This window comes from uncultured Campylobacter sp. (assembly GCF_963517995.1).
Taxonomy (GTDB): Bacteria; Campylobacterota; Campylobacteria; order Campylobacterales; family Campylobacteraceae; genus Campylobacter_A.
This window is the reverse complement of the sequence record NZ_CAUQHQ010000006.1, coordinates 13,074-39,658: the sequence shown is the minus strand read 5'-3', so window position 1 is coordinate 39,658 and position 26,585 is coordinate 13,074. Positions and strand designations below refer to the sequence as shown.

Here is a 26,585-nt window from a genome sequence, read left to right as displayed (position 1 = left end):
GCTTTACGCTACGGGTAGATACTGCCGAATTTATAAATCGGGGAAGCGAGCTAAATTTAGGATTCTAAGATTTATGAGATAGACTGAAATTTAACAAGCCACGTGATTGTCTAGTGGCTTTATCTTGCGATTTTAAATGCTGTAAATTTTATATTTTGCTTGCGGCAGACTCTAAAATTTAAGAGGAGTAGCACGCCGCTACCACCTCTAAATTTAGTGTTATACTTTTAGAAGTTCACTCTCTTTTTCTTTTACGAGAGAGTCGATCTTTGTGGTGTAGCTATCGGTAATCTTTTGGACTTCGTCTTGTCCTTTTTTACTCTCATCTTCGGTGATTGATTTATCTTTTTCTAGTTTTTTTACCTCGTCGTTGGCGTCTTTTCTGATATTTCTGATACTAACTTTGGCTTTTTCACCAAATGCCTTAGCGTGTTTGGCGTTTTCCTGGCGTTGCTCGACCGTCATCGGAGGGAAAAACAGCTTCACGCTCTCGCCGTCGTTGTTCGGATTTACGCCGATGTTTGCCGCAGAGATCGCTGCGGTGATAGTTTTTAGCATCGGTTTTTCCCAGGGCGTGATGCTTATGGTGCTAGCATCGCTAGCTAGCACGGTGGCGACTTGGTTTAGCGGAGTTTGGCTACCGTAATAATCCACGTAAATATTATCGACTATGCTTATATTTACCTTACCCGTGCGAAGTGTGCTAAAGTCGCGCTTTAGGCCCTCGATGCACTTGTCGCTATGCTCTTTTTGCTTTTTGTAAATCTCATTCAGCATTTATATCCTTTACTAAAATTTTTGTCGTCGTTTTTCCGTTTACTTTAAGGCTCATTCTGACTTTATATCGGTCGATCGGCTTGTTAAATTTAAGCGTCATCTGTCCATTTTCGAGCTTAACTTTTTTTGTTTTTTGCCCCGTCATCGAGAAGTAGCCGTGCGTCGCGTTCTCGTCCGTTTTGATGATAAGTTCGCTAATCTTATTATCCTTCGGATAGTCTTGCGGAAGTATCCATTCGGCTTTTAGAAATTTGCTTGCAAGAGCGGAGGGTAGGTGCGTGCCGTTCATCGCAGGGATCCTATCTAGCTCGTGCAGATCGCTATCTGCCGCGACTGCGCCAGAGTTTTGGCTAAGTATAACCTCGATACCGTGTTCTATCGCGACATCACGTACCCTGTCGTTATATTCGCCGAAAGGATATGCAAAATATCGCGGCTTATAGCCCATATTTTTTTCAAATTTACTTATTCCGTCCTCAAAGTCGTTTTTTAATTTTTCCTCGTTAAGACCGACCATATGCAAGTGACCGTAGGAGTGATAGCCGACTTCGCCGTATTTTTCAATCTCTTTAATCTGCTCAAAGGTCATAAAGTCGCCGTATTTTCGCGCGGTGGCCTCGACATAAATCATCAGCGCAAATGGATATCCGTACTCTAAAAATATCGGCAAGCCTTTTTCATAAAAGCTCTTGTAGCCGTCGTCTACGGTTAAAACGACCCAGTTATCAGATACCGGCTCGCCGTTTTTGATCGCGTCCACAAGCTTTGAGAGCGGGATGATCTCGTAGCCTTTTTCTTTAAAATACTCAAACTGTTCGCGTAAATTTTTGCTAGAAATGTTTGTGCTAGGGTGCCTATCGTCGTCAAATCTGTGATAGTTAAAGATATGCGCGTCAGCAAGCGCAAACTGCGCCGCCGCAAAAAACGCGAGCGCGGAAACTAATTTTTTCATTGACGCTCCTTATTTTTTCTCGCTTACAGGAGCCGTAGGAGCGCTAGGAGCTTGCGGCGCGACTGCCTCAGGAGCCGCAGGTAGCGACGAAGTATCGACGCTGTCTATGAGAGATTTGCTGCTTTGCGTGTTGTAAAAATAGCTTAGCGCTAGGGTATTTAGGATAAATAAAACACCCACGACAAAGGTAAATTTAGCCAAAAATCCGGCCGGTCCTTTTGCGCCAAATAGGCTTTCGTTGCTGCCGCTATACGCGCCTAGTCCGATAGAGGAGCTTTTCTGAAGCAAAACGGCGATCGTCAAAACTACCGCGAAAATAAACTGCAATACTAAAAAAAGCGAATCCATTAAAAATCCTTTTAAATTTTTAAAATTAGTCGCGATTATACTAAAAAAGTTTTGAATTTGGGTTAAATTTCTTTTTCTATCTCATAAAGTTCGTAGCGCACGGTCTTAAAAATCTCGGAAATTTGAACGTCGACGAGCTTAAAACACTCCTCTAAAACCCTTGCACTTTCTTGCGCGCGTTTGATATTGGCGGTTTGCAAATCGTCCAAATTTAGGCGAATTTGCTCGTCTTTTAGGCTCGGTTTTAGCACGTCGTTTACGGCGTCACGAAATTTTAAGAATTCTTTTTGCGGGATTTTTGATTTGTGGCGAAGATTTTTGATTTTTTTAGCGAGGGCTAGGTCGTCAAAGCCGTAACGCCTGACGTCCTCGACGACCCTAAGCCCTTCCTTTAAGCGGTTTAAATTTGCGTCTATTACGCGATATAGCCGCTCTTCGTTAGTCATCGCTATTAAAAAATCCTAAAATTCTAAGCAATGAAACGAATAAATTTAAGAAATCAAGATAAAGATCAACTGCGCCCTCGATCGGAGTTTCGTAGTTACCGCGGATGATATTTTGCGTATCGTAAAGGATATACGCGCTAAATAAAACCGCACCCACGCTAGCAATCGCAAGCTGTAAAACCGGGCTGTGGAAAAATATATTTATGATCGCAGCCACGAGCAAAACGATAAGCGTTATGAAAAGCATCTTGCCCCACGTCGTAAAGTCGCGTTTGGTGTTCATCGCAAACACGCTAAGTCCGCCGAATGCTACCGTCGTAAGCGTAAAGGCTTGAGCCACTATCGCAGCGCCTCCTGGCATCGCAAAAGTGCGTCCCAAAATAGGCGTAAGCGTAAGTCCGCTAACGAAAGTAAAGGCAAAAAGCAAGATCAAATTTAAGCCAGCTTTGCGTTTTGCAAACATTAATCCAACCAAAAGTCCTAGCTCAAGTATCACAAATAGCCAATAGTTGCCCGCTACCGTCGCTCCCAGCGAGCTATAAAGCCCGACGTAAGCTCCGACGCTGGCGGCTAAAAGCGAAGCCGCGAAAAGCTGATAAGTTTGCTTGATAAACGTGCTAAGCGCGCTTTGCGAATATTCGCCGGCAACCTCATGCTCGCTTGAGCTTGCATAATTTCTGTCATATAAACTCATGTTCTCTCCTTTTTAATTTTTGATGCAAATTTAGCCAAAAATAGGTAAATAAAATATAAAAAATCGCTGAATTTGGCGCGCAAAAAGCAATTTAAAAAATTTTAACGAAGTTTGAAACGTTTTTGATATAATATTTTAAAAAATTATTCGGGAAAATACAATGCAAGAAATTTTAGACGGTGCCGTCAAATTTATGGAAGAAGATTTTTTAGAACACAAGGAGCTTTTTGAAAGCCTGGGCGAGAAGCAGACGCCGCACACTCTTTTTGTCGGCTGTATCGACTCGCGCGTCGTGCCTAGCCTCATAACAAACACGATGCCGGGCGACCTAGTCGTCGTGCGAAATATCGCAAATATCGTGCCTCCGTACCGTAAAAGCGAGGAGTTTTTGGCTACGACCTCGGCGATCGAGTACGCCTTGCAAACGCTAAACGTGCAAAACGTCATCATTTGCGGACATAGCAACTGCGGCGGCTGCGCGGCCTTGTGGATGGATGAGGCTAAATTTAGCAAAACGCCAAACGTAAAGCGCTGGTTAGATTTGCTAGAGCCCGTAAAAAAGCGCGTACAAAAGCTTTTCGGCGACAATATCGCAAAAAGAGAGTGGCTAACCGAGCGCTTAAGCCTCGTAAATTCGTTTGAAAATTTACTAAGCTATCCAGACGTCAAGGCTAAATTTAAAGACGAGAAGCTAAAAATTTACGCCTGGCACTACATAATAGAAACGGGCGAAATCTACAACTACAACTTCGCGACGAAGAGCTTTAAACTGCTAGGAGTCGAGAAATGAGAAAAATTTTAGCCGCCGTTTTTGCGCTGTGCTTTGGCTTAAATTTACTAGCAAATACCAAAATCGACGACATAAACGCCACGGATATCCTAAGCGTCGTAAATCAAATCAACGAGGCAAACGCTCAGATCGCCGCTATCAAAGCCCAATCCGCCGAAAATAACGAAACCGCAGATAAAAACGTGCTTTTTAAAACCGTCTCGGAGAAAAAAGAAAAGCTAATCGAGCAAATCCCCTACCTCATCATGCAAATCGAAATCGACGAGGAGCAGGTGCAAAATTTCAAACAAGAGATGCAAGAGTTGGAGACGAAAACCAAAAAGCTAAAAAACTCTAGCAATCAAAATTTATATGTCAAAAACATGCTCGAGCTTGAGCGTATGCGGCTTGACGGGCTGTTTTACTCCTCGCTTTTAAATTTAGAAAATATCTTCAAAGAAGGCGGCAAGGCCGTGGACGTAAGGCTCGCCGTCGAGGAAACGCTGCTTAGCTTTCAGACCGAGTTTTACTCGCAGTTTAAGGAGTTTAAAGATAGTCTAAATGAAGAAGCGCTCGCTGCGCATAAAGGCGAGCTAGAGGCGCTAGAGGCGCACAAAAAGACGCTTGAGGAGATACTCCACTACCTGCGCGATAACGCCGAGCTGCTCACGTCAAACTACATCATTTCGGAGCTAAATTTAAAAACGGCGATCGATTTTATCAACGAAAAGGCCTCCTTTACGAGTAAATTTAACGTCGGCAAGGCTGCGATTATATTCGTCGTATTTTTGTTTTTCGTCTCGTTTACGACGCTACTTAGTAGGCTCACGCTGTGGGCTTTGATGAAATTTTTCGTCAAGCACGACTCGGATAGACAGACGAAAGGGCGCATCGTAGAAATCATCAAGCGCCCGATGCTACTCACTCTTATCGCCTATGCGATAGATATTTGCGTCTCGATCGCGTATTATCCCGCTCCGATGCTGATAAAATTTGCAAATTTCTTAGCGATCACTTTCGTCATCGCCGTCACTTGGCTCATACTTAGCGTACTAAACGGCTACGGCATGGTGCTCATCAACGAACTCACCAAAAAAAGCGGGCGCAAAGAGGTGATAAATTTGATCCTAAAGATCATCTATTTCATCATCTTCGTTATCGCGCTGCTTATCGTGCTTAGCAAGCTCGGATTTAACGTTAGTGCCATCATCGCCTCTCTTGGTATCGGCGGCCTTGCGGTGGCTCTTGCGACTAAGGATATTTTGGCGAATTTCTTTGCTTCCGTTATGCTGCTCTTTGATAATTCGTTTTCTCAGGGCGACTGGATCGTGTGCGGCGACATCGAGGGAACGGTCGTGGAGATCGGACTTAGGAAAACGACCGTGCGAACCTTTGACAACGCCCTTATATTTGTGCCAAACTCCAAGCTAGCTAGCGATCCGATCCGAAACTGGAGCAGGCGAAAAATGGGACGACGCATCAGGATGCTAATCGGATTAGAATACAGCGCCACGACCGAGCAGATCAAAAAGTGCGTCGAGGAAATCAAACAGATGCTAATCGACCACCCAGATATCGCAAAGGGCGACGATATGGGCTCGAAAAAGGCTAGCAGATATGACCGCGGTATCGTCTCGATCGACGACCTGGCGGGATATAAGTCAAATTTGTTCGTTGTAGTGGACGAGTTTGCCGATAGCTCGATAAATATCCTCGTGTACTGCTTTTCAAAGACGATAGTTTGGGGCGAGTTTTTGGCCGTCAAAGAGGACGTGATGCTAAAAATAATGAATATCGTAGAGGCCAACGGGCTTGGATTTGCCTTCCCTAGCCAGAGCCTATACGTCGAAGAAGTGAAAAAATAATTTTAAAGGAGAGAAAATGAGCGAAGAATTTGACTACGAAGAGGAAGATTTGGAGGAGGAATACTCTGAATTCGACGACGAGAGGTCCGAGAAGTACAGCTACAACTACGACGAGAACGACTACGAGTACGGCGATGAAGACGAAGAGGATAGCTACGAGATGTGATTTGCGCTCAAATTTGGCTTTGCAGGGCAAATTTGCCGGCAGGCCGAATTTGGAGCGTTTAAATTTAGCTTTTACGGGTAAATTCGGCGCGTGGTTTCGGCTAATTTTGAGCCGAATTTGAACTAATATACGAATTCGTCTTTTTTTAATTATCCCGGCAACCACCACCTTCCAATTTAGGCATTTATATCAAGTTTTCGGATTTTATTTAGAGCTTCTAAAAGCTTGGTTACGTCCGTTCCTTTTTCTTGTTCGGCTTTGATAAATTTCTCGAAAAACTCGCGTTTTATATCCCTATAAACATAGGTTTGGCTTTTACTCGTCGCTTTGATCGGTTTAAATTTCTTTTCTTTGGCGGCGTCTGCTTGCGCTTCTTCTTTGGCCGTTTCGTCAAAATCGCCTTTTTTTAGCGCGATTTTTTGCAACGCGTCTCCGATATTCTCGCCGTTTTTAAATACGTCTTTTAGAAATTTAAAAAACTCTTTTTTGCTCGCTTCGTCCGCGTAGCTCACGCGAGTTTCGAGATCTTGCCCAAGAAGCGTAATACGCTCTTTTGTGGGCGTTTGGTCGAAATTTAGCGCGCCGTCCTTGAGCGAAATTTTGACGTTTGCGTATTCGCCTAGGATTTTATTTGCCGCGTACTCGAGCCATTTATCTTTAAATTCCTCCTCGCTCATATCTGAATCCAGCAGCTTTGAGGCCTCGGCGTTCATTGCCACACCGCTACCGCTACGCATGAGCCCTAAGCCAAACCCGCCCAAATCCACATCATATCTCTTCATAAATTTATCCACGCTAAAGACGTCCCGCCTAAATATATCGGACGGATCGCGCGCGTGCGCGATCAAGGCTCGCGTGCTATCTACGAAGCTTTTTAGCTCGGCGGCTTTTTCTTTGCTTAACGACGAGTCAAGCCCGTTTATCTTGCCCCAGACGCTTATTTTATCGTCTCTCGTGTAGCCGCTTAGCGAAAATATCCTCCTCACGGCTACTGGCTCGCCGGGCTTTAGTCCGAGCTCCTTACGCCATCCGTCCTCCACCTTATCAAACTCCATTTTCGCACCCAACCACATACTTAATTTTTTACCGGTTAGCTTCTCGGGATTAACGTTATCCGCCCAAATTTTTAGTTGGTCGTAGTCTAATTCGCTTGGATTTACCGTATCATAATTAATCTGTGCCGTCAAATTTGACATCAAATTCGCCGCTTCTTTTTTCTCGCGCGTTTTTAAATTTTGCCCGCGAGCGCCGCTAAAATCGAAATTTGCATTTGCGTTAAATCCGTTTATGCCGCCTATCATCTAAAATCCTTTTAAAATTTGGCTTTCTAACGATATCGGCAAAATTTGAGGAAAATTTAGAGTAAAAGATAAGAAGTGATATCAAATTTACGGTCAGCCGCCAAGGCGCATGGGCGCTGACGAGTCGCCGTAAATTTGCGCCGCATCGCTACCGACCAGCAAACGCTAGCAAAATTTATTTTTGCTCAAAGTCTTCCCAGGGATTTATGCAGTAGGTACCGCGGCCCGCGTGTTTAGCCCTATAAAGAGCATCGTCGGCGCGCTGAAGCAGCAGGTCAAACGAGCCGTGTCCGATCTGGCCTTCTGCGATACCCGCGCTCACGGATAGTCCGTTAAATAGCGGATTTTCTTGACAAATTTTAAAAAATCGGTTGATCAAAATTTGTACGCGGGGCGCTATGCTTTGCATATTCGCGCCGTCGGTAAATATCGAGATAAACTCGTCTCCGCCTATGCGTACGTTCATAGCGTCGCTAAAAATCTCTTTTATCAGCTCCGCGATAGCAACCAGAGCCTTATCGCCCGCTTGGTGTCCGTGCTCGTCGTTTACCTGCTTGAAGCGGTCTAAATCCATATAAAGTATGCTCATATGCGTGGTTTTTAGCTTGTCTAAAAATGCGTCCAACTGGTTGCGGTTAGCTAGCCCCGTGAGCTGGTCGTAGTGGGCTAGATGTTCGATATTTTGCAGATACTCGTACTCTTTCGTCACGTCGCGAGCGATGCCTACGGTGCCGATGATCGTCTCTCCGTCAAATATCGGAGTTTTATACGTTTTTAGCTTGCTTAGGTTGCCGTCTGCTTTCATCACCTCTTCGTCCAGCAGGCAGGTTTTGCGCGCGGCTACGACATCATCCTCGGTCTGGACGCAGACGTAGCCCGTTTGCTCGTATATCTCTTTTGGGATATTCCAGATATAGTAGTGATCTTTGCCGCGGACGTCGTCTTTTTGCTTATCTACGACCTCGCAAAAGGCGTCGTTTACCTCTAGGTGCAGCCCGTCCATATCCTTAAACCAGATCATATCGGGAGACGAGTTTATCAGCGTTTGTAGCCAAGTTTTTTGTAGCCACGACTCTTTGCGCTCGGCGATCAAATTTAGCGCTTTTTCAAAGTAAAAGTCGTCTAAATTTGCGCTTTCTAGCCAAATTTCATCGGCGATTTGCTTTTGCTCGCCGGTTATCTTGTCCGCGTCCCTCGCGTAAATCGCCAAAAAGCCGTTTTTACCGATACGGTTTTTTAGCTCGGATAAATTTAGTCCGCAGTTCTCGCTTGCGATGATGAGATATTGATTTTCATCAGGTATGGGCGTAGGGATATCGCTTGAGCTTTTTATAGTGCTAAATTCGTGCGTAAAGCGCGGCCTTGGCTGGATTTTTTCTAAAATTTCAAGCTTATTTTTTAAATCCTCGCTTAAGCAAATATGCAGTTTGACGCTATACATAATCTCCCCTTTTTATTTGCGAAAATTATACGACACTTTGGCTTTATTTGGGCTTTTGAGGCAAATTTAGCGCGGCATGAATTTAAGGCGAGCAAGGCTTTAGCTAGGCCCGCTCGCAAAATTTAAAAGTCGGTTAGTTTTTGTACATGAGATTAGGCAACCAAAGCGAAATCTCCGGGATATACGTCACTAAAATAAGCCCGATAAATAGCGTCAAAGTCCACGGCAAGCACGAAACGATTACGTCTTTTAGATTCATACCCGTTAGACCGCTAGCGACGAATAAATTTAAGCCCACGGGCGGCGTGATCATACCGATTTCCATATTTACGATGAGCAGGATGCCAAAGTGCACCGGATCCACGCCTAGCGCAGTCGCGATCGGTAGCAGTAGCGGCACCATGATCATCACGACCGATGACGGCTCCATAAACTGTCCCATGATGAAAAGCAGGACGTTTACGATGATTAAAAAGCCGATCTTACCGATATTTGCGGCTAGGATGCTGTCCGCTATCGTTTGCGGGATGTTTTCGCTAGTTAGCAGATACGCAAACACGACCGCGTTTGCGATGATAAAAAATATCATCGCCGTCGTGATGGCAGACTCTAGGCAGATGTCCCACAGGTCTTTAAATTTGATATCTTTATAAACAAATAGCGAAATAATTAGCGCATAAATCGCACTCGCCGCCGCAGCCTCGGTCGGGGTAAAAATGCCGCCATAGATACCGCCGATAACGACTACTACGATTAGCAGCGCCCAAAATGCTCTAAAGAATTTTTTTATTCGCTCGCTCCAAGGCTCGGGCGTAGTAGCTTTAAATCCAAGCCTTTTTGCTCCGAAATAAGTCTGCGCTATCATCATACCGCCCAGCATCAGTCCTGGCACCACGCCCGCCATAAAGAGCTCGGCGATACTAGCATTTGATGTCACGCCGTAAACGATCATAACGACGGAAGGCGGGATCAAAATGCCTAGCGAGCCTGCCGTCGTGATGCCGCCCACGGCGTACTCTTTCGGATAGCCCGCCTCTTTAATAGCAGCAAACATTATAGAGCCGATAGCTACGACGGTAGCGGGCGAGCTGCCCGAAACCGCGGCAAATATCACGCACGCAAATATCGCGCTCATCGGCAGGCCGCCCGGTAGGTGTCCGACCATGGATTTAGCAAAATCTATAATGCGTCTAGCAGAACCGCCCTTGCTCAGTAAATTTCCGGCTAAGATAAACATCGGAATCGCCATGAGAGGAAATTTATTGATACCGTCGAAAATACGCTGAGGTACCTCCGCAACATCTAAGCTGGTAAAGAGCAGCATCGTTAAAACCGTACTAGCTCCAAGCGAAACGGCGACCGGAACGCCTATTAGCATGAGGCCAAACAGCGATATAAATAAAAATGCGATGGTCATAGGCTCTCCTTAGCTTTTCTTGACCGAGTCGCGTATCATCTCGGCTTCGTTGTTTACGATGACCTTATCGGCCGGCGTCATAGCGATCTGGAAAATTTTCTCTCCGGCGCGGTAGCTGGCTCCTAAAAAAGCGATCGGAACCACCAGCATCGGCACCCATTCCGGCACGCCTAGATCCACGCTCATGGAACCAAGCTCGATCAACACCTGCAGATACTGCACGCTATAAACTACGATAAACATCAAAAATACCGTCGTTATTAAGTTTGCCAAGATGAGATAGGCCTTTGCGATGATGGGCGGAAATCTCTCGATCAAAATCGTAACCGAGATATGTATGCCCTTTCTAAAGCCGTATGCGGCGGCAAAAAACGCCGACCAGATAAAAAGGTAGTTAGTTAGCTCGCCGGCCCACGACCAGCCCGTGTTAAAGCAGTAGCGCATAACGACGTTAATGAATGCTAGCAGCGTGCCTGCAGCGATGCCTAGCACCGCTACGGTTTTGTTTACCGAGGCGATGCCGACATCTAAAATCTCAAAAAATTTACCCATAAAATCCTACTTCGTATTTATCGTTTTTTCTACCAGGTCTTGACCGATCACGTTGTAGAAGTTCGGATAAATCGGCTTCATAGCCTCCGCCCATTTGCCCTTTTGATCGGCGTTTAGCTCGATTATCTCAAGTTTTTTGCTCTCGCCTGCGTATTTTTTAAGCTCGCTTAAAATATGCTCTTCTTCTTTAGCCGTCTCTTCGCGCTCGAACGCCGTAGCCTCTTTTAGAGCTTGCGTTACGTGAGCCTTCATATCATCAGGCAAACCTTTCCAAAATTTCTCGCTCATAACGACTAAATATCCCAAATATCCGTGGCTAGATAGCGTTAAAGAGCTTTGCGCCTCGTAAAATTTGGAGTTGTAGAAATTTGAAAGCGGGTTTTCCGTCGCATCGACTACGCCTTGTTGTAGGGCTGGATAAACCTCTGAAAACGGCAATACTTGCGGGTTGCCGCCGACAGCCTTGATCTGCTCTTCAAGCACCTTTGAGCTTTGGATGCGGAATTTTTGTCCCTTAGCGTCCGCAGGCTCTACGATCGGTTTTTTGCTTGAGCTAAAATGCTTAAATCCCGCATCCCAAAAATCAAGCGCGATGAAGCCTTTTTTAGCGATCATATCTTTTAGAGCTTGTCCGACTTCGCCGTCTTCTACCGCGTAAAGATGGGCGTTGTCTCTAAAGATAAACGGCAGGTCAAATAGCTGAAACTGCGGTACTACCGGCGTAAATTTAGAAAAACTAGGCGCGGCCATTTGGACGTTGCCAAGCTTTAGTGCGGCAAAAACCCTATCGTCATCCATTAGCGACGCGGCAGGATACACCTCGACCTTGATCGCTCCGCCGCTAAGCTCGCCGACTCTTTTTGCAAAAAAATCGGCAGCCTTGCCTTTTGGCGTAGAGGCGGCCACGACATGGGCAAATTTGATCGTGTAGGTTTTGCCTGCGGCAAACGCGCTTCCGGCCAGCGCGCAAGAAAGAAGCAGTGCGGAAAGTAACTTAAATTTCATGTGAAGTCCTTTTTGTGAAATGCGCTATGTGTTAGCTTGAAACGATTATAAAATATAAAACTAGCGAATTTAGAAATTTTCCTTTTTATCTCTTAAAATTTATTCCTTTTATGTGTAAAAAAGTAACATATAGATAAATCTGTATAAATAATATCGTCATTTTACTTTATATTTTGCCAGCCCTTACTTAATCAAATGTTACTAAAATACACACTATCTTATATTTTGCTTGCTTTTAAGTTAAAATTTACCATGCTAAGCTTTGGTTAAATTTAACGGATCGCTCTTTTAAAATTACCGCTTTTACGCCATCTTTGACGCTTTGTTATAGAGCTTAAAGCTCGCTAGACTAGGATTTTTAAGCTGCACGGTCTTATCTTCGAGCCGAATTTACGTGTCATAAGATTATTTAAGCTAATTAAATCGCGGCGGCGGAGTATCTTTACGGTTCTGTGAGCGAACTAGCGCTTAAAAGCTAGTAATCGCGATATAGGCTAAAATTTGCAAAACCGTCAAGCGTGTCGCTAAATTTATCATAAATGTCAAATATCCGAATTTATCGCAAAATCTACGGTTATTGATAAAAGCTTATTAAAGCGTTAGTAAAATAGTTACTCTTTTATCGCTATAATTACGGATAAATTTTATTACAAAGGAAAAATTATGTTTGAACTTAGAAAACTGCCTTTCGATCCGAAGGCAAACGCCGTCGTAAGCGAGGAAACCTGTAGTTACCACCACGGCAAACACCACCAAACCTATGTCAATAACCTAAATAATTTGATAAAAGGTACCGAGTTTGAGGGCGCTAGCCTCTTTGATATCCTTACAAAAAGCTCTGGCGGCGTGTTTAACAACGCGGCTCAGGTCTACAACCACGACTTTTACTGGGATTGCATCGCTAGAAAAAGCCAGATGAGCGACGAACTAAAGGCACGCTTGGAAAAAGATATTCCAAATTTTAAAGAGGAGTTTTTAAAGGCTGCGACTACGCTTTTTGGCTCCGGCTGGGCGTGGCTAGTTTACAATCCAAAAGAAGACAAACTGCAAATCATGCAAACAAGCAACGCACAAACCCCGGTAACTGAGGGCCTCGTGCCGCTTTTAGTCGCGGACGTTTGGGAGCACGCATACTACGTAGACCACAGAAACGCGCGCCCTGCGTATTTAGAGAAATTATTTGAAAATATCAACTGGGATTTCGTCTCGAGCGCTTACGAGTGGGCGCTAAAAGAGGGGCTAAATTCGGTTAAATTTTACATTTCCGAGCTTCACGGTGGCGCTAAATCTTGCTGCGGTTGCGGATGTAACTAGTTTAAATTCGCTATTTTTGCAGGCTTTTTAAGAGCCTTGGCAACGGCGCGCGGCGGCTTATTTTTCCAAAGTAAGCGTAAGCCCGCGAGTAAATTTAACCTTGAGCGAGGACTCCCCTTGGTTAAATTTACTTTATATAAATTATTTTAAAGTAAGATTTCAGTCTCATTTCAAAAAAAGGACAAAAATGAAGAAAATTTTAGTTTCATCTTTGGCGGCTTTTGCCGCAGTTGCTATGCTTAGCGGTTGCCAGGCGAACAAAAGCGAAAGCTCAAACAAAGCGCAAATCACCAAATCGCAAGCCGAAGTGATTAAATTTACCGGCGTAAACGATCCAAAATACGTCGTCAAACTAAGCTCGACGGACGAATTTAATACCGCCGTGCTAGAAGATAGCAAAGGTCACAAAATCAACCTTAAAAACGCGGTCACCGCAAGCGGCACGAGACTAGCAAACGACGACGGCGCCGAGATTACCTTTAAACGCGGCGAAGGTATCCTAAACCTTGAAAAAGGCGGCGAGGATATTTTCTTAAAATACGACGAATAGTTTTTCCGCCGATTTTCGGCGGATTTTTAAATTTATATGGTTTTCGCTTTTTCTCCTGGCGTTTTTTCGGCTTTGTGTTTTTTGTCGCCAAGCTTGGCGATTAGCGATTTTTCCTCAATAATCATCCTAAAACCGCGCATTTAAATCCAAACTTATCCCGAGCAGAATCGCCGGCAAATCGTAGCTTTACGCAAGTAGCTTCAAATAGCAAAAACTTAGCACAAAATAAATTTAAGGCCTGATTAGATTTTTGCTGTTTAGGGATAAATTTAAAAACCCTTCATACGCCCTTAAAGCGTTTAGTTTGATTAAGCGCGAGTAGGACTTTTCCATTAGGCTCTTATGGTTTAGAAATTTAAATTGCTTTTACGTTAAATTTACAGCGATTTAATTTGAAATTTAAGCGCCTCTATCGCCGCGGCAAAATGAGGTAAAAAATCTAGATTTGTTTAAAACGGAGCTTTTATCGTAACCGCCTGCGTGCATCGTAAAGTCTTGATAAATAATCCGCGATTACGCCATAGATAAAACTTCGCTTCCGCTCGCGACGATTTTAAATTTTACTTTTTAAATGCCCAAATTTCGGCTTTTATGCCTATGACCGTAGCGTTTGAGCGAGGTTTTTTAATTTTATCAAACGTTTACTCGAAATCCGCGCACGTTAAACCCTATTTGCTCGTACGCTCCACAAAACCGCTGCCAGCAACTAGAGGGCGCGATATTTTTGAGCCGTTTATTTAGGCTGCGTTTATTGATTTACGCAGCTTTCAAATATAAATTTATGCTCCTGCGGCAGCGACTCGTAAAGCTTTAGCGAGAGATTTCTGATCTCCCAAAGCGCCGATTTTGAGCTACGAAGCGAGAGAAAATTTTGCAAACTGCGCGCGTTTACGCTCCATGTGAGCTCGGTTTTGTAGCACTCGGGTAGGCAGTATTTGACGATGTCGAGGCTTTTTGTCGTGTTTGCGAGGATTTCGCGCAGGTTTTCTAGCGCTTTTACACTTGCGTTATCGATCGTTTCGTCGCCTGTTAATACTATAAATCTCGCCGCCCGCTCAAAGTCGCCAAGCTCAAATTTGAGCTCTTTTTTTAGCTCTTTTAGCGTGTATCGCGTTGATTTGACGCTGAGGCTCGCCACGCGGTGACGGGCTAGCTCTTGCAGCAGGGCGCGCGAGATGCCTTGGATGTAGAAGTTGTAGTAGAGGTGTTCTAGCGTGCTGGCGTGTTTAAATTTATTGCCGACGCGCTCGATGAGCTCGACGTCTTTTTCGCCGCCGTTATCGCCTTTTTCGAAGCTTTGCCAGCACGTGCGGATCGCGTGCGAGCAGATGTTTAGCGGGGTGTAGTTTAGAAGCGTTACTTGCATTTTGTCTCTTTTGGTTAAATTTAGCTCTAAATTTAGCTAAAAATCGATAAAAATTTGATTTTATGTCAATGGTTGGACAATTTACCCTTGTACAATTGCGATGTCTAGTTTTCTATTCATGCAGTCGGTTAAAAAATATTGATAAGAGTTTGGTACGGTACGCCTTTTTTATTTGCCATATTTTTAAAGTACTCTATCGTATCAGCATTTATATTCATCGAAATTTGCTTTTTTAACTGCTTGTCCACATACGGATTTTTTATCGCTTTTGAGAAGTCGTATTCTTTTTTCATTTTCGCTCCTTATATTGTTTGGCTTCGTTTTTCGTTGCTTTTCTTGAGGAGATTATTCTGATCGTGTCGTTTTCGCGGTAACAATGTACGACGAGCAAAATTCTCTCCTTTTGACTCATGCCCAAAATCAAAAATCTTTCTTCATCGTTTGAATGATCTTCGTCAAAAAGCACTAACGCAAATTCGTCGGTAAATACGCTTTAGCCTCTTCAAAATCGACTCCGTGCTTTGCGATATTTAGCCGTTCTTTGATCAAATTTTATTCGTAGTTCATAATGCGATTATAATGATAGATAATTATAAAAAGATAAATTCGGCTCCCAAAAAGAGAGCCGATGAGGTAAATTTATTTTAACTGAAGCAGCGTGTTTAGCATCTCGTCGCTAGTCGTGATCGTCTTTGAGTTAGCTTGGAAGCCGCGCTGTACGACGATGAGCTGAGTTAGCGAGCGAGATAGATCGACGTTGCTCATCTCAAGGCTTGAGGCCGAAATTTTGCCGCGTCCGGCAGTTTGAGCCGCGCCGATGATAGGGTCGCCCGAGTTTGCCGTGCGGGAAAATAAATTTCCGCCCTCGCCGGCTAAGCCTTGATTATTTGCAAATTTAGCCACGCCCACTTGCGCTAGTCCTAGGCTTCTACCGTTGGTAAAAGAGCCTATGAGGGTACCTGCTCCGTCTATCCTTAGTCCGTGTAGCTCACCGCTAGCATATCCGTCTTGGCTGATGTCGGAGGTGCTTGAGTTGTTATCGGTGCTGGTTAGTCCGTCGGTAGTCTGCGTAGTACCGAATTTTAGCTCGATATGCTGACCGATAGACGAGCCGTTTTGCGCGCCGAAGGTAATGCTGGCAGGGCTATACGTCGCTAGCGAGCCGTCCGGATTAAATCTCACGTAACCTGTTATCACGTTTTTAGGCTCTGTAGTGCTTATTTGATTTGGTTCGGCCACCTGGATCACCATCGTCCACTCCGTTCCGCCGTTTTCTGTATAACCGCGCTTTACGAAGTCCATCTTGACGTTATGTTTCGTGCCTAGGCTATCGTAGATATCGGTACTAGAGCTGTGAGCCGCCATATTTAGGCTATCGGTTACCCTTGCGGCGTCTCCGGAGCTTAGCGAACCTGAAAGCGGAGCCATAGATGCCGTAAATTTAACGTTTTCGGTTACGTTATTGGCGGCATTTGTTAGACCCGTGACGGCTAAATTTATATTATTATCATTGTCGTCGGTATTGGTATTGTTCGTCGCGTGGCCGCCCGTTGCGTCCGTGGCGTCTCCGTCGTCGGAGTTAAAGGCATCTCCGCTAGGATTTTTTACTTGAAACTGCCCGTGCTCGTTTACGGTTATCTCCACGCCGTCGTTTTTATTTTCATTACGAGAAGCCGGAGCTATAAAATCGTTTTCATTCGGTTTTCCAGTTCCGTCGTTATCTATCCTTGTTCCTTTGTAGTTGGTCCAGAGTCTAGCGTCTTTTTGCATCGCTTCGCGCAAATCCTCGGTTGTCGTTACCTCTCTAGCCATAGAATCGTCGTAGGTATGCTGCGCGCTTACGCGGGTTTTGTTGTAAGTATATTGGTATGCGGTTAGGATATTGGTCGTTTTAAAATCTGTTGTAGCCCAAGCTGGATCAGTTTCATTATTTACGGTCATTTTTATATTTCTGGTGGCTGCGGTAGTGCCTAGGTTGTTTCTGTTGGTTAGAACCAGTTGATTGCCGTTTATGACGCTAGCTTCTACGCCCGTTTTGCTATATCTTTGATTTATAGCCGTAGCTAGCTCGCTTACGCTATTTACCGTTGCTACTATAGTCTCGCCGTTTAGTTTTATGTTCAAATTTTTAGGCGCCGCAAAGGTTCCGTCGTTTCTAGCGCCTACGTTCATGGCTCTAGTTTTGGCGTCTGCGTAGCTGACCCAGATACCCTGCCCCGTGCGTAGATTATACGCGTCGCCGGCATTATTAAATAAAACGCCAAGATCGGCTCCGCGCTCGGTCATCCTCTGCTCGCCTTGTCTATTTACGTAAAATCTATTTTCGCCGATATTGTTTTCTTCGTGTCTTTCCGTGTCGGTTTTGATGCCGTCTTTATTGGTATCGACCCAGTTGTGATACTGATCGAGTTGGTAGATAGGTATCTTTTTATTTCCCACGTCGTTGCCGCTGTCTAAATTTCCCTTTAGAGCGATATTCGTCGTGGCGCGCGCTGGTACGGTTAGACCGGTGGGTATCTTTATATCGCTAAGAGGCCTGGTCGGATCTATCTCGCCCGTAACCTCGTCCCTCATCCAGCCTTGCACGATATTTCCGCCGTTATCGACGAAGTTACCCTCGCTATCTCTTGAAAAATCGCCGTTTCTAGTATAGTAGGTGGTCTTGCCGCCGTCCGGGCTAACCATGAAAAACCCGTCGCCTTGAAGCGCGATATCGGTTTGCTTGTCGGTGGTTTGCAAAGAGCCTTGCTTAAAAATTCTCGTCGTGGAGTTTATCTGAGTGCCTAGACCCACCTCCATGTTATTTACACCTCCGTGCTGATTTTGCGGTGCGGTAGCGATACGCGAAGTTTGATAGATAAGGTCGTCGAAATTTGCGCGGTTGTATTTGTAGCCGACGGTGTTTACGTTGGCGATGTTGTTGCCCTCGACGTCCATAGCGATCTGGTGAGCTTGCAGTCCGGTAACGCCTGCCCATAGCGATCTCATCATAGTTTATCCTTTGTAAAAAGTGAAATTTAAGCTAGTCAAAGCAAAAGACGTTCCAAATTTTAGATTTGATTTCGGTTTGATGGTTGCGAAAGTAGCGATGAAAAAGAGTGCATAAGTCAAATTTGCAAATTTACTTCAAATTTGAGCATAAAACGATAAGGCGAAGTATTTTTTCTTTAGACGAGGCGGAAATGAGCCGAGCGAGGGCGCGTATACGAAATACGTAACCGAGCTTCGGCGAAATTTCTAACGAAGTATAAAGGAAAAAGACAAGCCGTCAAATTTATAAAATCATCGCGCCGATTACGCCGCCGATTAGTAGCGGTATATTAAAGAATATAAACGTCGGCACGCACGTATCGTAGATGTGATTGTGCTGGCCGTCGGCATTTAGGCCGCTTGTTGGCCCTAGCGTGCTATCGCTAGCGGGACTGCCCGCATCGCCCAGAGCCGCCGCGATACCTACTAATAAGATAATAGCCGCCGGAGAAAAACCGAGCGACAGCGAAAACGGCACGTAGATCGCCGCGATGATCGGTATAGTGCCAAAGCTCGTGCCGATGCCCATGGTAACTAGTAAACCGATAGCTAGCATAAGTATCGCGCCGCCTATTTTGCCGCCCACCACCTCGCTAGCAAAGCTCACTAGCTGCTCAATACCGCCGCTCTCGCGCAAAACCGAGCCAAATCCTGCGGCAACTAGCATGATAAATGCGATAAAGCCCATCATCGCTAGGCCGCTATCCATGATTTTATCGATTTTACGGTACTCGATACCGCCTAAAGCTATCATGACTAAAAGCCCAAGAAGAGCGCCAAGAGGCATGCTTTCGGTATAAATTTGCACCCCAAAGGCTACGACCGCGCCGCCTAGCACCGCCCACTCTTTTTTAGTCATTTCTAGGCTTGCGGCTATCTGCGCCTCCCTCTCTTCGCTCGTTTCAAATTTAGTGTGCGCGTAGTCGCGTCTTTTGCAGTAAAAGACGAAAATCGCCAAAAAGAGTCCGACTAGCATCGAGGCTCCGCCTATCCACATCACATCCGAGATCTGGCTCATCTGCACTTTTACGCCGTTGTTTGCGAGCTCTTTTTGGATGATGCCGTGAAAGATAAGGCCAAAACCGACGCTAAGGCTCACATACGGCGCCTTTAGACCGAAAGTAAGAGCGCACGCCACGGCTCGGCGGTCGATGCCTAGGCGGTTCATCAGCGGCAAAAGCGGAGGGATGAGAATCGGGATGAAAGCGATATGTACGGGAATCAAATTTTGTGACAAGCACGCGATCGTGGCGATGATAAGCGCGAAATAGGTGCTGGTTTTTGCTAGAGCCTTGCTAACGGCGTTTATGAGGATCGCGGTTAGGTTCGTGTCGGCTATCGCGGCTGCAAGCGCGCCTAGTAGGATGTAGCTGAGCGAGGTTTCTAGGTTGCCGCTCATACCCGTTATCAGCGTAGAAGTTGTAGCCTTTAGCGCGCCCAAAAAGGCCCCTACGCCCCCAAATCCGCCGTGATAGATGAGTCCCGCGACTAGAGCGGAGACGAGGATGGAAAGCAGGATGTTAAACCTTAGCAAACAAAGCGCGGTCATCACGACGATGCTGATAACGACGGGATTGGTTAGCATTTTGATCCTTTTTTTGATTTTTAAATTTATCGCAGCGCTAAATTTACGACTCGGTGCGAATACGGTCAAATTTAAGCATAGCCAGCGAAATCAAGCAAACTAAGCACCGGGCGCCAAAGCCGCCCTCGCAGCGCAAAATGCTAAATTTATCCTCGGCGAATTTGGCCCTAAATTTAACCCTAAATCAACGGCGCTAAGACGAACCAAAATTAAAATTATCGCATTTTCTTGCGCTAGAACCTAAATTAGCCGTTTAATTACGCCTAGTCCATTTGCCCGACTTTGCGCTAAATCTATGCACGAAAAACAAGTCCGTAAATGCTAAATTTACGTGCGTTGGGCAAAAGCTAGATTGCCCGGTCGCCAAACGGCTTTTATTTGCCGATACGGCTCATATCCTTAGACGTAAATTTCCTTGCAAGCGGTTGCTTTCGGTTACTTTTAATAATTTTATAATATAAAAATTAAAGTAAAGTAAAATTTAGTCTAGCCGGAGCGCAATCTCGTAAAAACTATCAAAAGGAAACAATATTTAAACCGCTCTTAGCGCGTCTAAAGTCGCGGCTTTAGCTTTCGGCGGCCGTAATCCTTTATAAATATGAGCGCTAGTAGTGCAAAATCCGCGGTTTAAAGCCAAATTTACGCGCGGCGTAAAATCGATAAGATCAAGCGCATAGCGAGATTTTATTTTTATACGAGCGCAAAGGATATCTGTGCTCAAATTTAAATTTTCGCATTTGCTTAATTTAACGCGCGAATTTCGTAAAGCTAATTTAGCCAAAAATCCAAAGCTCGCCTTGTTCCTCGTATAAATTTAGCGATTTAAAATCGCAAACCGATATTTATTTTGCGTGCAGTTCTTTTGCGTATTTTGATTTTTCCAGATTTTCGATTAGCTTTTGCGTGCGCATATCTCTAGCCTCGGGCACTAGATGAAACCACGTGTCGTGCAGAAATTTACGCGGAAAATAGCTATCTTTATAATCCCCTATCATCTCAAAACCGTTATCTTCGATGAGCTTTTTTACGTCCTTTAAAAATTTTTGATTATCCGCGGCGTGCGGGTCGTTTAGATCGTAGCAGTCATCGCCCGCGACGGCCGGATATGTAAAGATAAATTTAATCCCCTTTTCTTGCTCCAGCTTTTTCATAAATTTTAAATTTCGCCTAAAAATATCGTTTATGCCGATCTTGCTACCCGAAAAATCGGTGAAGAATATATACTGCTGGCAGGGCATCTGGGTATCTCTTGCTTCGTCTACTTTGCCGACATATTGATAATCTCCACGTTCGCCGTTTTTAAAATTAGGCGAAAAATCGTGCACGGCTTGCGGCCAACGATGGATAAAGTTGTTAAAATTTATCTTAAACGCCGCCCTATCCCTATAGTCTCTGGTTACCGCGTTCATAAAGGCTTGCGGCGGGATTTGCGAGATAGTTTTTAGCTTTTCTAAAAACGGCAAATAGTCGTAAAAATGATGTAGCTCGAAAAAAATCCCGTAGTAATAAGTATCGGGCGGTATGTCGCCGATATAGTAGCGATACTCTAGCGGCAGGATAAAAATATCGCCTTTGTGGGCGAATTTAGCCGCGCGATATAGCCTATGAAGCAGCGGATAGCCGCCGTGGTCGCCTAAATTTATCGTTAGCTTGCCAAAGTGCTTTTCAAGCATCAAAGAGTTTATGCCGTGGTATGAGTTTGAGCCGCTTTCTACGATGATGCGGTTTTGATCGGTGGTGTTTGTTATGAGATAGTTTTTATACGCGTAGTGATGCGCCGACGAAACTTTGATGAGAAACATCGCAAACGCCAAATAAGCCCCGATCAAAGCGAGCGTCAAAATAGGAAGTGCGATAAGGAAAATTTTATATTTTTTCAAATTTAATCCTAAAAGTTAAAATACAAAAACGGAGACTCCTGCGCTCCGGAGCTAAAAACAAAAGCCAAAGCAAGCAAAAATGCCGTAAACAGCGCGGTAAGAAAGCCGAATTTTGCTCTAGCGGTCATTTCGTTCGAGTTTCGTCCAAAAACCGTAACCAAAAGCGTGATACCTATGATTGCGCAAAACGTACCCATGGCTATTTGCGGCGTTTCTAGGAAATTTATTTGATTAAATCCTAAAGAATTGCTTATATGCTCTAAATAGTTAAAATTTATCTTAACCGAGCTAAAATCAAACATGCCCTTTAGCACCTTCATCGCGCTATCTAGGTCTCTAGCACGGAAAAATATCCAAGTGATATTTATAAAGTTAAACGTTATAAACCAGGCTAGAAATTTATTCATCGGGCGAAAATGCGCGCCGTAAAATCTACAAACCATCATCGCTAGTCCGTGCAGCGCCCCCCAGATGATAAACATCCAACCAGCCCCGTGCCAAAGTCCGCCTAGCAAAAACACCGCAAAAACGTTAGCGTAAGTGCGGTATTCGCCTCTGCGATTACCGCCTAGCGGGATATAGATATAATCGCGTAAAAATCTCGAAAGCGTCATATGCCATCTGTGCCAAAAGTCTTGGATGTTTAGTGCTTTATAAGGGGAGTTGAAATTTAACGGCAAGATAATGTTAAACATATATGAAATGCCGATAGCCATATCGGTGTAACCGCTAAAGTCGAAATACAGCTGAAACGTATAGCTAATGCTCGTTATCCACGCCTCGCTCATACTAAGCGTGGAGTAAACGTCAAATCCATGAATAGCAAACCTAGCGAAAAAATCGGCCACTACGACCTTTTTAAAAAGTCCGATCGAAAATAAAAAAAGTCCGATGCTTAAATTTTTATAGTTTACGCGCTTTAAGCGTAAATTCGCAAACTGTGGCATCATCTCGGCGTGGTGGATGATAGGACCGGCTAAAAGATGCGGGAAATACGTAACGAAAAGCGCGTAGCGAAGGAAGCTGGGTTCTTTTACTTTTTCATGGTAGCAATCCACTAAAAACGCTATTTGCGTAAATGTAAAAAAGCTGATGCCAAGAGGCAAGACGACGTGATGCAGCGGCACGTCGGCGCCGAAAATTCCGTTAAAATTTGCTATCAAAAAGTCGGTGTATTTGTAGTAAGCCAGCAAGGCTAAATTTGCCGCGACGCCCGCCCATAAAATAAGCTTTTTGCGGGAAGGGTGAGCGCAGAGAAGATGACCGACGTAAAAGTTAAACGTAATAGAACATAAAATAAGCGGGATATAAATAAAATTCCAATATCCGTAAAAAAATAACGAAGCGGCAGTGAGCCAAAAGATGCTTAGTTGGATTAGCTTAAATTTATTTAATATAAAATAAACGCTAAAAGTAATCGGCAAGAAAAAAACGATGAATGCAAATGAATTAAAAAGCATCTCACTCCTTGTTTAAAAAAGAGTTTAAATATACTCAAATTTGATTTAAATTAAGCTTTTTAATCCTAAATTTGATAAAATCGCGCAAATTTCACCAAAAGGATCAAATTTGAGAAGCGACATTATCAAAAAAGGCTATACGCGCGCACCGCACAGAAGCTTGCTAAGAGCGACAGGGTTAAAGGACGAAGACTTTGAAAAGCCCTTCATCGGCGTGGCAAACAGCTTTATCGAGATCATCCCGGGGCACTTTTTCCTTAACAAATACTCCGAAATTTTAAAAGACGAGATCCGCAAAAACGGCTGCGTGCCCTTTGAGTTTAACTGTATCGGCGTGGACGACGGCATCGCGATGGGGCACGCCGGGATGCTTTATAGCCTGCCTAGCCGCGAGCTGATCGCAAACTCCATAGAAACGGTGATGAACGCGCACGCCCTGGATGCTCTCGTATGTATGCCAAACTGCGATAAAATCGTGCCCGGCATGGTGATGGGCGCGCTTCGCGTGAACGTGCCGACGGTTTTTATTAGCGGCGGCCCGATGAAAAAGGGCTACACCAAAAAAGGCGAGCCTATTGACCTTGCGACTGCGTTTGAGGCGGTGGGTAAATTTGAAACCAAAGAGATCAGCGCCGAGGAGCTAAAAGAGATCGAGTGCAAAGCCTGTCCAAGCGGAGGCAGCTGCTCAGGGATGTTTACGGCAAACTCGATGAATACGCTGTGCGAAGCGATGGGTATCGCGCTAAAAGGCAACGGCACCGTGCCTGCGCTAACTCCTGAGCGCGAGGAGCTCATCAGGCAGGCTGGACGTCGCATCTGCCAAATCGCGCTGGATGAAAAATACAAAATCCGCAACATCGTGAATGAAAAATCGATCCAAAACGCCCTAGTAGTCGATATGGCGATGGGCGGCAGCAGCAACACCGTGCTGCACATCCTGGCTATCGCGCGCGAAGCGGGGGTAAATTTACAGATCGCGGGACTCAACGAGATCAGCCGAAAGATCGCTCACATCGCCAAAATAAGCCCGAGTCTGCCAAGCGTGCATATGGAGGACATCGACCGCGCGGGCGGACTAAGCGCCGTGATAAATGAAATTTCGCGCCGCGATAACGGACTGCTAGGGCTAGACGCGCTAACCGTAAGCGGCGAAAGCCTAGGCGAGCGTGTCGGAGCTAGCGTCATAAAAGACGAATCGGTCATCCGCAAGGTCGAAAACGCCTATTCGCAGGTCGGCGGGCTGGCGGTTTTGTTTGGAAATTTAGCCGAGCAGGGCTGCGTCATCAAGACTGCGGGCATCATCGGCGAGCGCAAATTTAGCGGCAAGGCGGTCTGCTTTAACAGCCAAGACGAGGCGATAGAGGGAATCTCAAGCGGCAAGGTAAACAAAGGCGACGTAGTCGTAATTCGCTACGAAGGGCCGCGCGGAGGCCCCGGCATGCAAGAGATGCTAAGCCCAACAAGCCTAATCATGGGGCGAGGTCTCGGCGCGGACGTAGCCCTCATCACGGACGGACGTTTTAGCGGCGCTACGAGAGGGCTAAGCGTCGGGCACGTGAGCCCCGAAGCTGCCGAGGGCGGTATGATCGGACTGCTACGAGACGGCGATATCATCGATATCGACGTGGATACGTACGCGATAAACGTGCGTCTAAGCGAGGCCGAAATCTCAGAGCGCAGGGCTAAATTTAAGCCGATCGAAAAACCGCTGCCGTTTCGCTGGCTGCGAATGTACCGTAAGCTGGTAACAAACGCTAGCAACGGAGCGATTTTGGAGGCGTAGGACTTTATATTTAAGATATTTTGGTCAAAACGCCAGGTTCTCTTTGGTCTAAATGCACGCAAAGCGGTAACAACTAAAGAGAACCGCTTAAATCATTCTCGTAAACGCAAAACCAGACGGCAATTGCCAACCTAAAATCACGGTAAAAGATCTAAATAAAAACAAAAAAGATGGTTATAGATTTTATATTTTAGATAAAAATATCGCAAATTAATCTAGCTACATTTTAATTTTATTTAATAATATTTTAGCTACAATTCTTACTTTTTAGCGTCAAGTTTGGCGACCACGTTTTTAGGATACTTAGATGACTACCTCATAGATACGTGTTTAATCTCGAATTTAGTCTCGCGGGGCGAGGAAATTAATACAAAGAAAATTTATGTTTAAAGAATTTAGAACGAAATATCTAACGAATTTCTGGAACGTCGGGCAAGCGATGATTATCTTAGCCATCGTCGCGACCGTGTATTTTGGGATTTTTGGCGGCGGATGGGCGGTAACCGGCGAGATGACGCGCTGGGGCGGCGAGTTTTTGGAGCTTTTCGGGATGGATCTTAGCGGCTACTCCTACTACAAGATCACGAACCTTGACGGTAACCCGCTCACGCGCTTTGAAGGCCTTATGCTAATAGGTATGTTCGTGGGCGCCACGATCGCGGCCTTTATGGCAAATAAAGTCAAATTTCGCCTACCCGCAAGCAAAATTCGCGTTTTTCAGGCTATCGTCGGCGGCTTGCTTTCGGGCTTTGGCGCGCGTCTAGCCTTTGGCTGCAACTTGCTTGATTTTTTTACCGGACTGCCGTATTTTTCGCTACATACGTGGCTTTTTGCCGTGTTTATGGTGCTTGGCATCTACGTCGCCGTCAAGGTCGGCAAGCTGCCTATCTTTATGCCCAAAACAGAGCTTAAAAACTTCGGCCCAAAAGGCAAAGGCACGACGCACGACAAAGGCCGCGCCGACCGAAATTTCGCCATCGGCGTGATTATCGCGATTTTAGCGGTTATATGGTTTGCGTATCTTTTGATGCAGGCGCCGGCGCTCGATCTAAAAGTAAAAGCTAGCATCTTGCCGCTTGGACTGCTTTTCGGACTGATTTTCGGCTTTATCATCTCAAAGGGTCAAATTTGCTTTACTTCGTGCTTTCGCGACCTGTTTTTATTCGGCAGGGACGTCGCGACCAAGGGCGCTTTTTACGGCATGATAATCGCCACGCTCATCGTTTTCGTGCTGATGCTAAACGGCTACGTCGGCAAAGTTACGAATTTCTCGCCGGCGGTTGCGATTGGAGCGTTTTTGTTTGGATTCGGTATCGTATTTGCGGGTGGCTGCGAGTGCGGCTGGACGTATAGAGCCACCGAGGGACAGCTGCACTTTATGATCGTGGGCGTCGCAAACGTCGTAGGAACCATGGTGCTAGCCCTTAGCTACGACGCGATACCCGCGTGGATCAAAGACGGCCCGAAAATCCAGCTTTTAGAGGTATTCGGTCCGCTGGGCGGCTTAGCGGTAAATTTATGCCTGTTCGTTTCGGCGCTGCTGCTAGTGTTTATCTACAAACGAAATTTCTTCGCCAAAGGAGGCTACTAAGATGCATGAAGACGATTTTGAAATAAGCTATACGCTCGATATCCTAGGCGAGGCTTGCCCGATGCCCGCCGTTGCGACGCTAGAAATCCTACCGAAAATGAAAAGCGGCGAGGTGCTAGAAGTGCTTTGCGACTGCCCGCAGGCGATAAACTCGATCCCTTACGACGCGAGAAACAGGGGCTTTGAAGTGCTTAAAATCGAGCAAGACGGCCCGACGCTTAGATTTATTATTAAAAAGCCTTAGTTTAAATTTCGGCGCGGCGCAGGGTTTTGACGAGCCCTGCTATATTTTG

The 26,585-nt window shown here is 45.3% G+C and carries 25 protein-coding genes; 8 read left to right on the top strand and 17 right to left on the bottom strand.

Features of this window, described 5'->3' with window-relative positions; translation table 11 throughout:
* Nucleotides 1-219 precede the first annotated feature (219 nt).
* The 5 genes from frr to RYL88_RS01405 form a co-directional block, all read right to left on the bottom strand.
* The gene (gene frr / locus RYL88_RS01425; RefSeq protein WP_314988656.1) at nt 220-777 is read right to left on the bottom strand and encodes a ribosome recycling factor; all 558 of its coding nucleotides are present in this window, start codon (nt 775-777) and stop codon (nt 220-222) included.
* A complete protein-coding gene (locus tag RYL88_RS01420) occupies nt 767-1,729 on the bottom strand; it encodes a polysaccharide deacetylase family protein (protein ID WP_314988655.1) in 963 nt (320 codons plus the stop codon). The genes frr and RYL88_RS01420 overlap by 11 nt, the downstream gene beginning before the upstream one ends.
* Before the next feature lie 9 nt (nt 1,730-1,738).
* Nucleotides 1,739-2,077: a preprotein translocase subunit SecG gene (gene secG, locus RYL88_RS01415; protein ID WP_314471735.1), complete on the bottom strand. Its 339-nt coding sequence runs from the start codon at nt 2,075-2,077 to the stop codon at nt 1,739-1,741.
* A gap of 62 nt (nt 2,078-2,139) precedes the next feature.
* Nucleotides 2,140-2,523, bottom strand: a complete 384-nt coding sequence (locus RYL88_RS01410) for a thiamine-phosphate pyrophosphorylase (protein ID WP_314988654.1) — start codon at nt 2,521-2,523, stop codon at nt 2,140-2,142.
* Entirely contained in the window at nt 2,516-3,217 is a 702-nt protein-coding gene (locus RYL88_RS01405) for a Bax inhibitor-1/YccA family protein (RefSeq protein WP_122873117.1), read from the bottom strand. The genes RYL88_RS01410 and RYL88_RS01405 overlap by 8 nt, the downstream gene beginning before the upstream one ends.
* A gap of 160 nt (nt 3,218-3,377) precedes the next feature.
* Between RYL88_RS01405 and RYL88_RS01400 the strand changes: the two genes are divergently transcribed.
* Genes RYL88_RS01400 through RYL88_RS01390 form a run of 3 tightly spaced genes read left to right on the top strand, consistent with a single transcriptional unit; the run spans nt 3,378 to nt 6,017 of the window.
* Entirely contained in the window at nt 3,378-4,007 is a 630-nt protein-coding gene (locus tag RYL88_RS01400; protein ID WP_314988653.1) for a carbonic anhydrase, read from the top strand.
* Entirely contained in the window at nt 4,004-5,851 is a 1,848-nt protein-coding gene (locus RYL88_RS01395; protein ID WP_314988652.1) for a mechanosensitive ion channel domain-containing protein, read from the top strand. The genes RYL88_RS01400 and RYL88_RS01395 overlap by 4 nt, the downstream gene beginning before the upstream one ends.
* 16 nt (nt 5,852-5,867) lie before the next feature.
* The gene (locus tag RYL88_RS01390; RefSeq protein ID WP_163026379.1) at nt 5,868-6,017 is read left to right on the top strand and encodes a hypothetical protein; all 150 of its coding nucleotides are present in this window, start codon (nt 5,868-5,870) and stop codon (nt 6,015-6,017) included.
* Between the two features lie 176 nt (nt 6,018-6,193).
* Here RYL88_RS01390 and RYL88_RS01385 read toward each other — a convergent pair whose 3' ends face one another.
* From RYL88_RS01385 to RYL88_RS01365, 5 genes are all read right to left on the bottom strand, one after another.
* Nucleotides 6,194-7,318: a hypothetical protein gene (locus RYL88_RS01385; protein ID WP_314988651.1), complete on the bottom strand. Its 1,125-nt coding sequence runs from the start codon at nt 7,316-7,318 to the stop codon at nt 6,194-6,196.
* A 175-nt stretch (nt 7,319-7,493) separates the two neighbouring features.
* Complete coding sequence (locus RYL88_RS01380; protein WP_314988650.1) at nt 7,494-8,759, bottom strand: sensor domain-containing diguanylate cyclase; 1,266 nt, start codon at nt 8,757-8,759, stop codon at nt 7,494-7,496.
* 133 nt (nt 8,760-8,892) lie between these two features.
* Nucleotides 8,893-10,176, bottom strand: coding sequence for a TRAP transporter large permease subunit (locus RYL88_RS01375; RefSeq protein WP_314988649.1), 1,284 nt, complete (start codon nt 10,174-10,176; stop codon nt 8,893-8,895).
* 9 nt (nt 10,177-10,185) lie between these two features.
* A complete protein-coding gene (locus tag RYL88_RS01370) occupies nt 10,186-10,728 on the bottom strand; it encodes a TRAP transporter small permease (protein WP_314988648.1) in 543 nt (180 codons plus the stop codon).
* Between the two features lie 6 nt (nt 10,729-10,734).
* Nucleotides 10,735-11,733: a DctP family TRAP transporter solute-binding subunit gene (locus RYL88_RS01365; protein ID WP_314988647.1), complete on the bottom strand. Its 999-nt coding sequence runs from the start codon at nt 11,731-11,733 to the stop codon at nt 10,735-10,737.
* 663 nt (nt 11,734-12,396) lie between these two features.
* On the opposite strand from RYL88_RS01365, the gene sodB reads away from it, so the two are divergent.
* The gene (sodB, locus tag RYL88_RS01360) at nt 12,397-13,047 is read left to right on the top strand and encodes a superoxide dismutase [Fe] (RefSeq protein WP_314988646.1); all 651 of its coding nucleotides are present in this window, start codon (nt 12,397-12,399) and stop codon (nt 13,045-13,047) included.
* A gap of 187 nt (nt 13,048-13,234) precedes the next feature.
* The gene (locus tag RYL88_RS01355) at nt 13,235-13,597 is read left to right on the top strand and encodes a hypothetical protein (protein WP_314390427.1); all 363 of its coding nucleotides are present in this window, start codon (nt 13,235-13,237) and stop codon (nt 13,595-13,597) included.
* A 748-nt stretch (nt 13,598-14,345) separates the two neighbouring features.
* On the opposite strand, the gene thyX is transcribed toward RYL88_RS01355, so the two are convergent.
* From thyX to RYL88_RS01320, 7 genes are all read right to left on the bottom strand, one after another.
* Nucleotides 14,346-14,963, bottom strand: a complete 618-nt coding sequence (gene thyX / locus RYL88_RS01350) for an FAD-dependent thymidylate synthase (RefSeq protein WP_314988645.1) — start codon at nt 14,961-14,963, stop codon at nt 14,346-14,348.
* A gap of 128 nt (nt 14,964-15,091) precedes the next feature.
* Nucleotides 15,092-15,256, bottom strand: coding sequence for a CopG family antitoxin (locus tag RYL88_RS01345; RefSeq protein WP_314988644.1), 165 nt, complete (start codon nt 15,254-15,256; stop codon nt 15,092-15,094).
* Nucleotides 15,253-15,429, bottom strand: coding sequence for a BrnT family toxin (locus RYL88_RS01340; protein ID WP_314988642.1), 177 nt, complete (start codon nt 15,427-15,429; stop codon nt 15,253-15,255). The genes RYL88_RS01345 and RYL88_RS01340 overlap by 4 nt, the downstream gene beginning before the upstream one ends.
* Before the next feature lie 173 nt (nt 15,430-15,602).
* Nucleotides 15,603-17,954 (bottom strand): flagellar hook protein FlgE, encoded by a 2,352-nt coding sequence (gene flgE / locus RYL88_RS01335; RefSeq protein ID WP_314988641.1) that lies wholly within the window; start codon nt 17,952-17,954, stop codon nt 15,603-15,605.
* A gap of 283 nt (nt 17,955-18,237) precedes the next feature.
* Entirely contained in the window at nt 18,238-19,578 is a 1,341-nt protein-coding gene (locus RYL88_RS01330; protein ID WP_314988640.1) for a Na+/H+ antiporter NhaC family protein, read from the bottom strand.
* A gap of 842 nt (nt 19,579-20,420) precedes the next feature.
* Nucleotides 20,421-21,458 (bottom strand): hypothetical protein, encoded by a 1,038-nt coding sequence (locus RYL88_RS01325; RefSeq protein ID WP_314471714.1) that lies wholly within the window; start codon nt 21,456-21,458, stop codon nt 20,421-20,423.
* 8 nt (nt 21,459-21,466) lie between these two features.
* Nucleotides 21,467-22,918 (bottom strand): MBOAT family O-acyltransferase, encoded by a 1,452-nt coding sequence (locus RYL88_RS01320; RefSeq protein ID WP_314988639.1) that lies wholly within the window; start codon nt 22,916-22,918, stop codon nt 21,467-21,469.
* Between the two features lie 109 nt (nt 22,919-23,027).
* Here RYL88_RS01320 and ilvD point away from each other — a divergent pair, with 109 nt between their 5' ends.
* The 3 genes from ilvD to yedF all read left to right on the top strand — a co-directional run bounded on the left by ilvD (nt 23,028) and on the right by yedF (nt 26,536).
* Nucleotides 23,028-24,701: a dihydroxy-acid dehydratase gene (ilvD, locus tag RYL88_RS01315; RefSeq protein WP_314988638.1), complete on the top strand. Its 1,674-nt coding sequence runs from the start codon at nt 23,028-23,030 to the stop codon at nt 24,699-24,701.
* Nucleotides 24,702-25,083: 382 nt separating this feature from the next.
* Complete coding sequence (gene yedE / locus RYL88_RS01310; RefSeq protein WP_314988637.1) at nt 25,084-26,292, top strand: selenium metabolism membrane protein YedE/FdhT; 1,209 nt, start codon at nt 25,084-25,086, stop codon at nt 26,290-26,292.
* A gap of 1 nt (nt 26,293) precedes the next feature.
* Complete coding sequence (gene yedF, locus RYL88_RS01305) at nt 26,294-26,536, top strand: sulfurtransferase-like selenium metabolism protein YedF (protein ID WP_004323059.1); 243 nt, start codon at nt 26,294-26,296, stop codon at nt 26,534-26,536.
* Nucleotides 26,537-26,585: the final 49 nt, after the last annotated feature.

What these genes read in the sequence shown, in the direction of transcription:
- frr (WP_314988656.1), bottom strand. Translation starts at nt 777, where the DNA reads ATGCTGAATGAGATTTACAAAAAGCAAAAAGAGCATAGCGACAAGTGC.
- RYL88_RS01420 (WP_314988655.1), bottom strand. Translation starts at nt 1,729, where the DNA reads ATGAAAAAATTAGTTTCCGCGCTCGCGTTTTTTGCGGCGGCGCAGTTT.
- secG (WP_314471735.1), bottom strand. Translation starts at nt 2,077, where the DNA reads ATGGATTCGCTTTTTTTAGTATTGCAGTTTATTTTCGCGGTAGTTTTG.
- RYL88_RS01410 (WP_314988654.1), bottom strand. Translation starts at nt 2,523, where the DNA reads ATGACTAACGAAGAGCGGCTATATCGCGTAATAGACGCAAATTTAAAC.
- RYL88_RS01405 (WP_122873117.1), bottom strand. Translation starts at nt 3,217, where the DNA reads ATGAGTTTATATGACAGAAATTATGCAAGCTCAAGCGAGCATGAGGTT.
- RYL88_RS01400 (WP_314988653.1), top strand. Translation starts at nt 3,378, where the DNA reads ATGCAAGAAATTTTAGACGGTGCCGTCAAATTTATGGAAGAAGATTTT.
- RYL88_RS01395 (WP_314988652.1), top strand. Translation starts at nt 4,004, where the DNA reads ATGAGAAAAATTTTAGCCGCCGTTTTTGCGCTGTGCTTTGGCTTAAAT.
- RYL88_RS01390 (WP_163026379.1), top strand. Translation starts at nt 5,868, where the DNA reads ATGAGCGAAGAATTTGACTACGAAGAGGAAGATTTGGAGGAGGAATAC.
- RYL88_RS01385 (WP_314988651.1), bottom strand. Translation starts at nt 7,318, where the DNA reads ATGATAGGCGGCATAAACGGATTTAACGCAAATGCAAATTTCGATTTT.
- RYL88_RS01380 (WP_314988650.1), bottom strand. Translation starts at nt 8,759, where the DNA reads ATGTATAGCGTCAAACTGCATATTTGCTTAAGCGAGGATTTAAAAAAT.
- RYL88_RS01375 (WP_314988649.1), bottom strand. Translation starts at nt 10,176, where the DNA reads ATGACCATCGCATTTTTATTTATATCGCTGTTTGGCCTCATGCTAATA.
- RYL88_RS01370 (WP_314988648.1), bottom strand. Translation starts at nt 10,728, where the DNA reads ATGGGTAAATTTTTTGAGATTTTAGATGTCGGCATCGCCTCGGTAAAC.
- RYL88_RS01365 (WP_314988647.1), bottom strand. Translation starts at nt 11,733, where the DNA reads ATGAAATTTAAGTTACTTTCCGCACTGCTTCTTTCTTGCGCGCTGGCC.
- sodB (WP_314988646.1), top strand. Translation starts at nt 12,397, where the DNA reads ATGTTTGAACTTAGAAAACTGCCTTTCGATCCGAAGGCAAACGCCGTC.
- RYL88_RS01355 (WP_314390427.1), top strand. Translation starts at nt 13,235, where the DNA reads ATGAAGAAAATTTTAGTTTCATCTTTGGCGGCTTTTGCCGCAGTTGCT.
- thyX (WP_314988645.1), bottom strand. Translation starts at nt 14,963, where the DNA reads ATGCAAGTAACGCTTCTAAACTACACCCCGCTAAACATCTGCTCGCAC.
- RYL88_RS01345 (WP_314988644.1), bottom strand. Translation starts at nt 15,256, where the DNA reads ATGAAAAAAGAATACGACTTCTCAAAAGCGATAAAAAATCCGTATGTG.
- flgE (WP_314988641.1), bottom strand. Translation starts at nt 17,954, where the DNA reads ATGATGAGATCGCTATGGGCAGGCGTTACCGGACTGCAAGCTCACCAG.
- RYL88_RS01330 (WP_314988640.1), bottom strand. Translation starts at nt 19,578, where the DNA reads ATGCTAACCAATCCCGTCGTTATCAGCATCGTCGTGATGACCGCGCTT.
- RYL88_RS01320 (WP_314988639.1), bottom strand. Translation starts at nt 22,918, where the DNA reads ATGCTTTTTAATTCATTTGCATTCATCGTTTTTTTCTTGCCGATTACT.
- yedE (WP_314988637.1), top strand. Translation starts at nt 25,084, where the DNA reads ATGTTTAAAGAATTTAGAACGAAATATCTAACGAATTTCTGGAACGTC.
- yedF (WP_004323059.1), top strand. Translation starts at nt 26,294, where the DNA reads ATGCATGAAGACGATTTTGAAATAAGCTATACGCTCGATATCCTAGGC.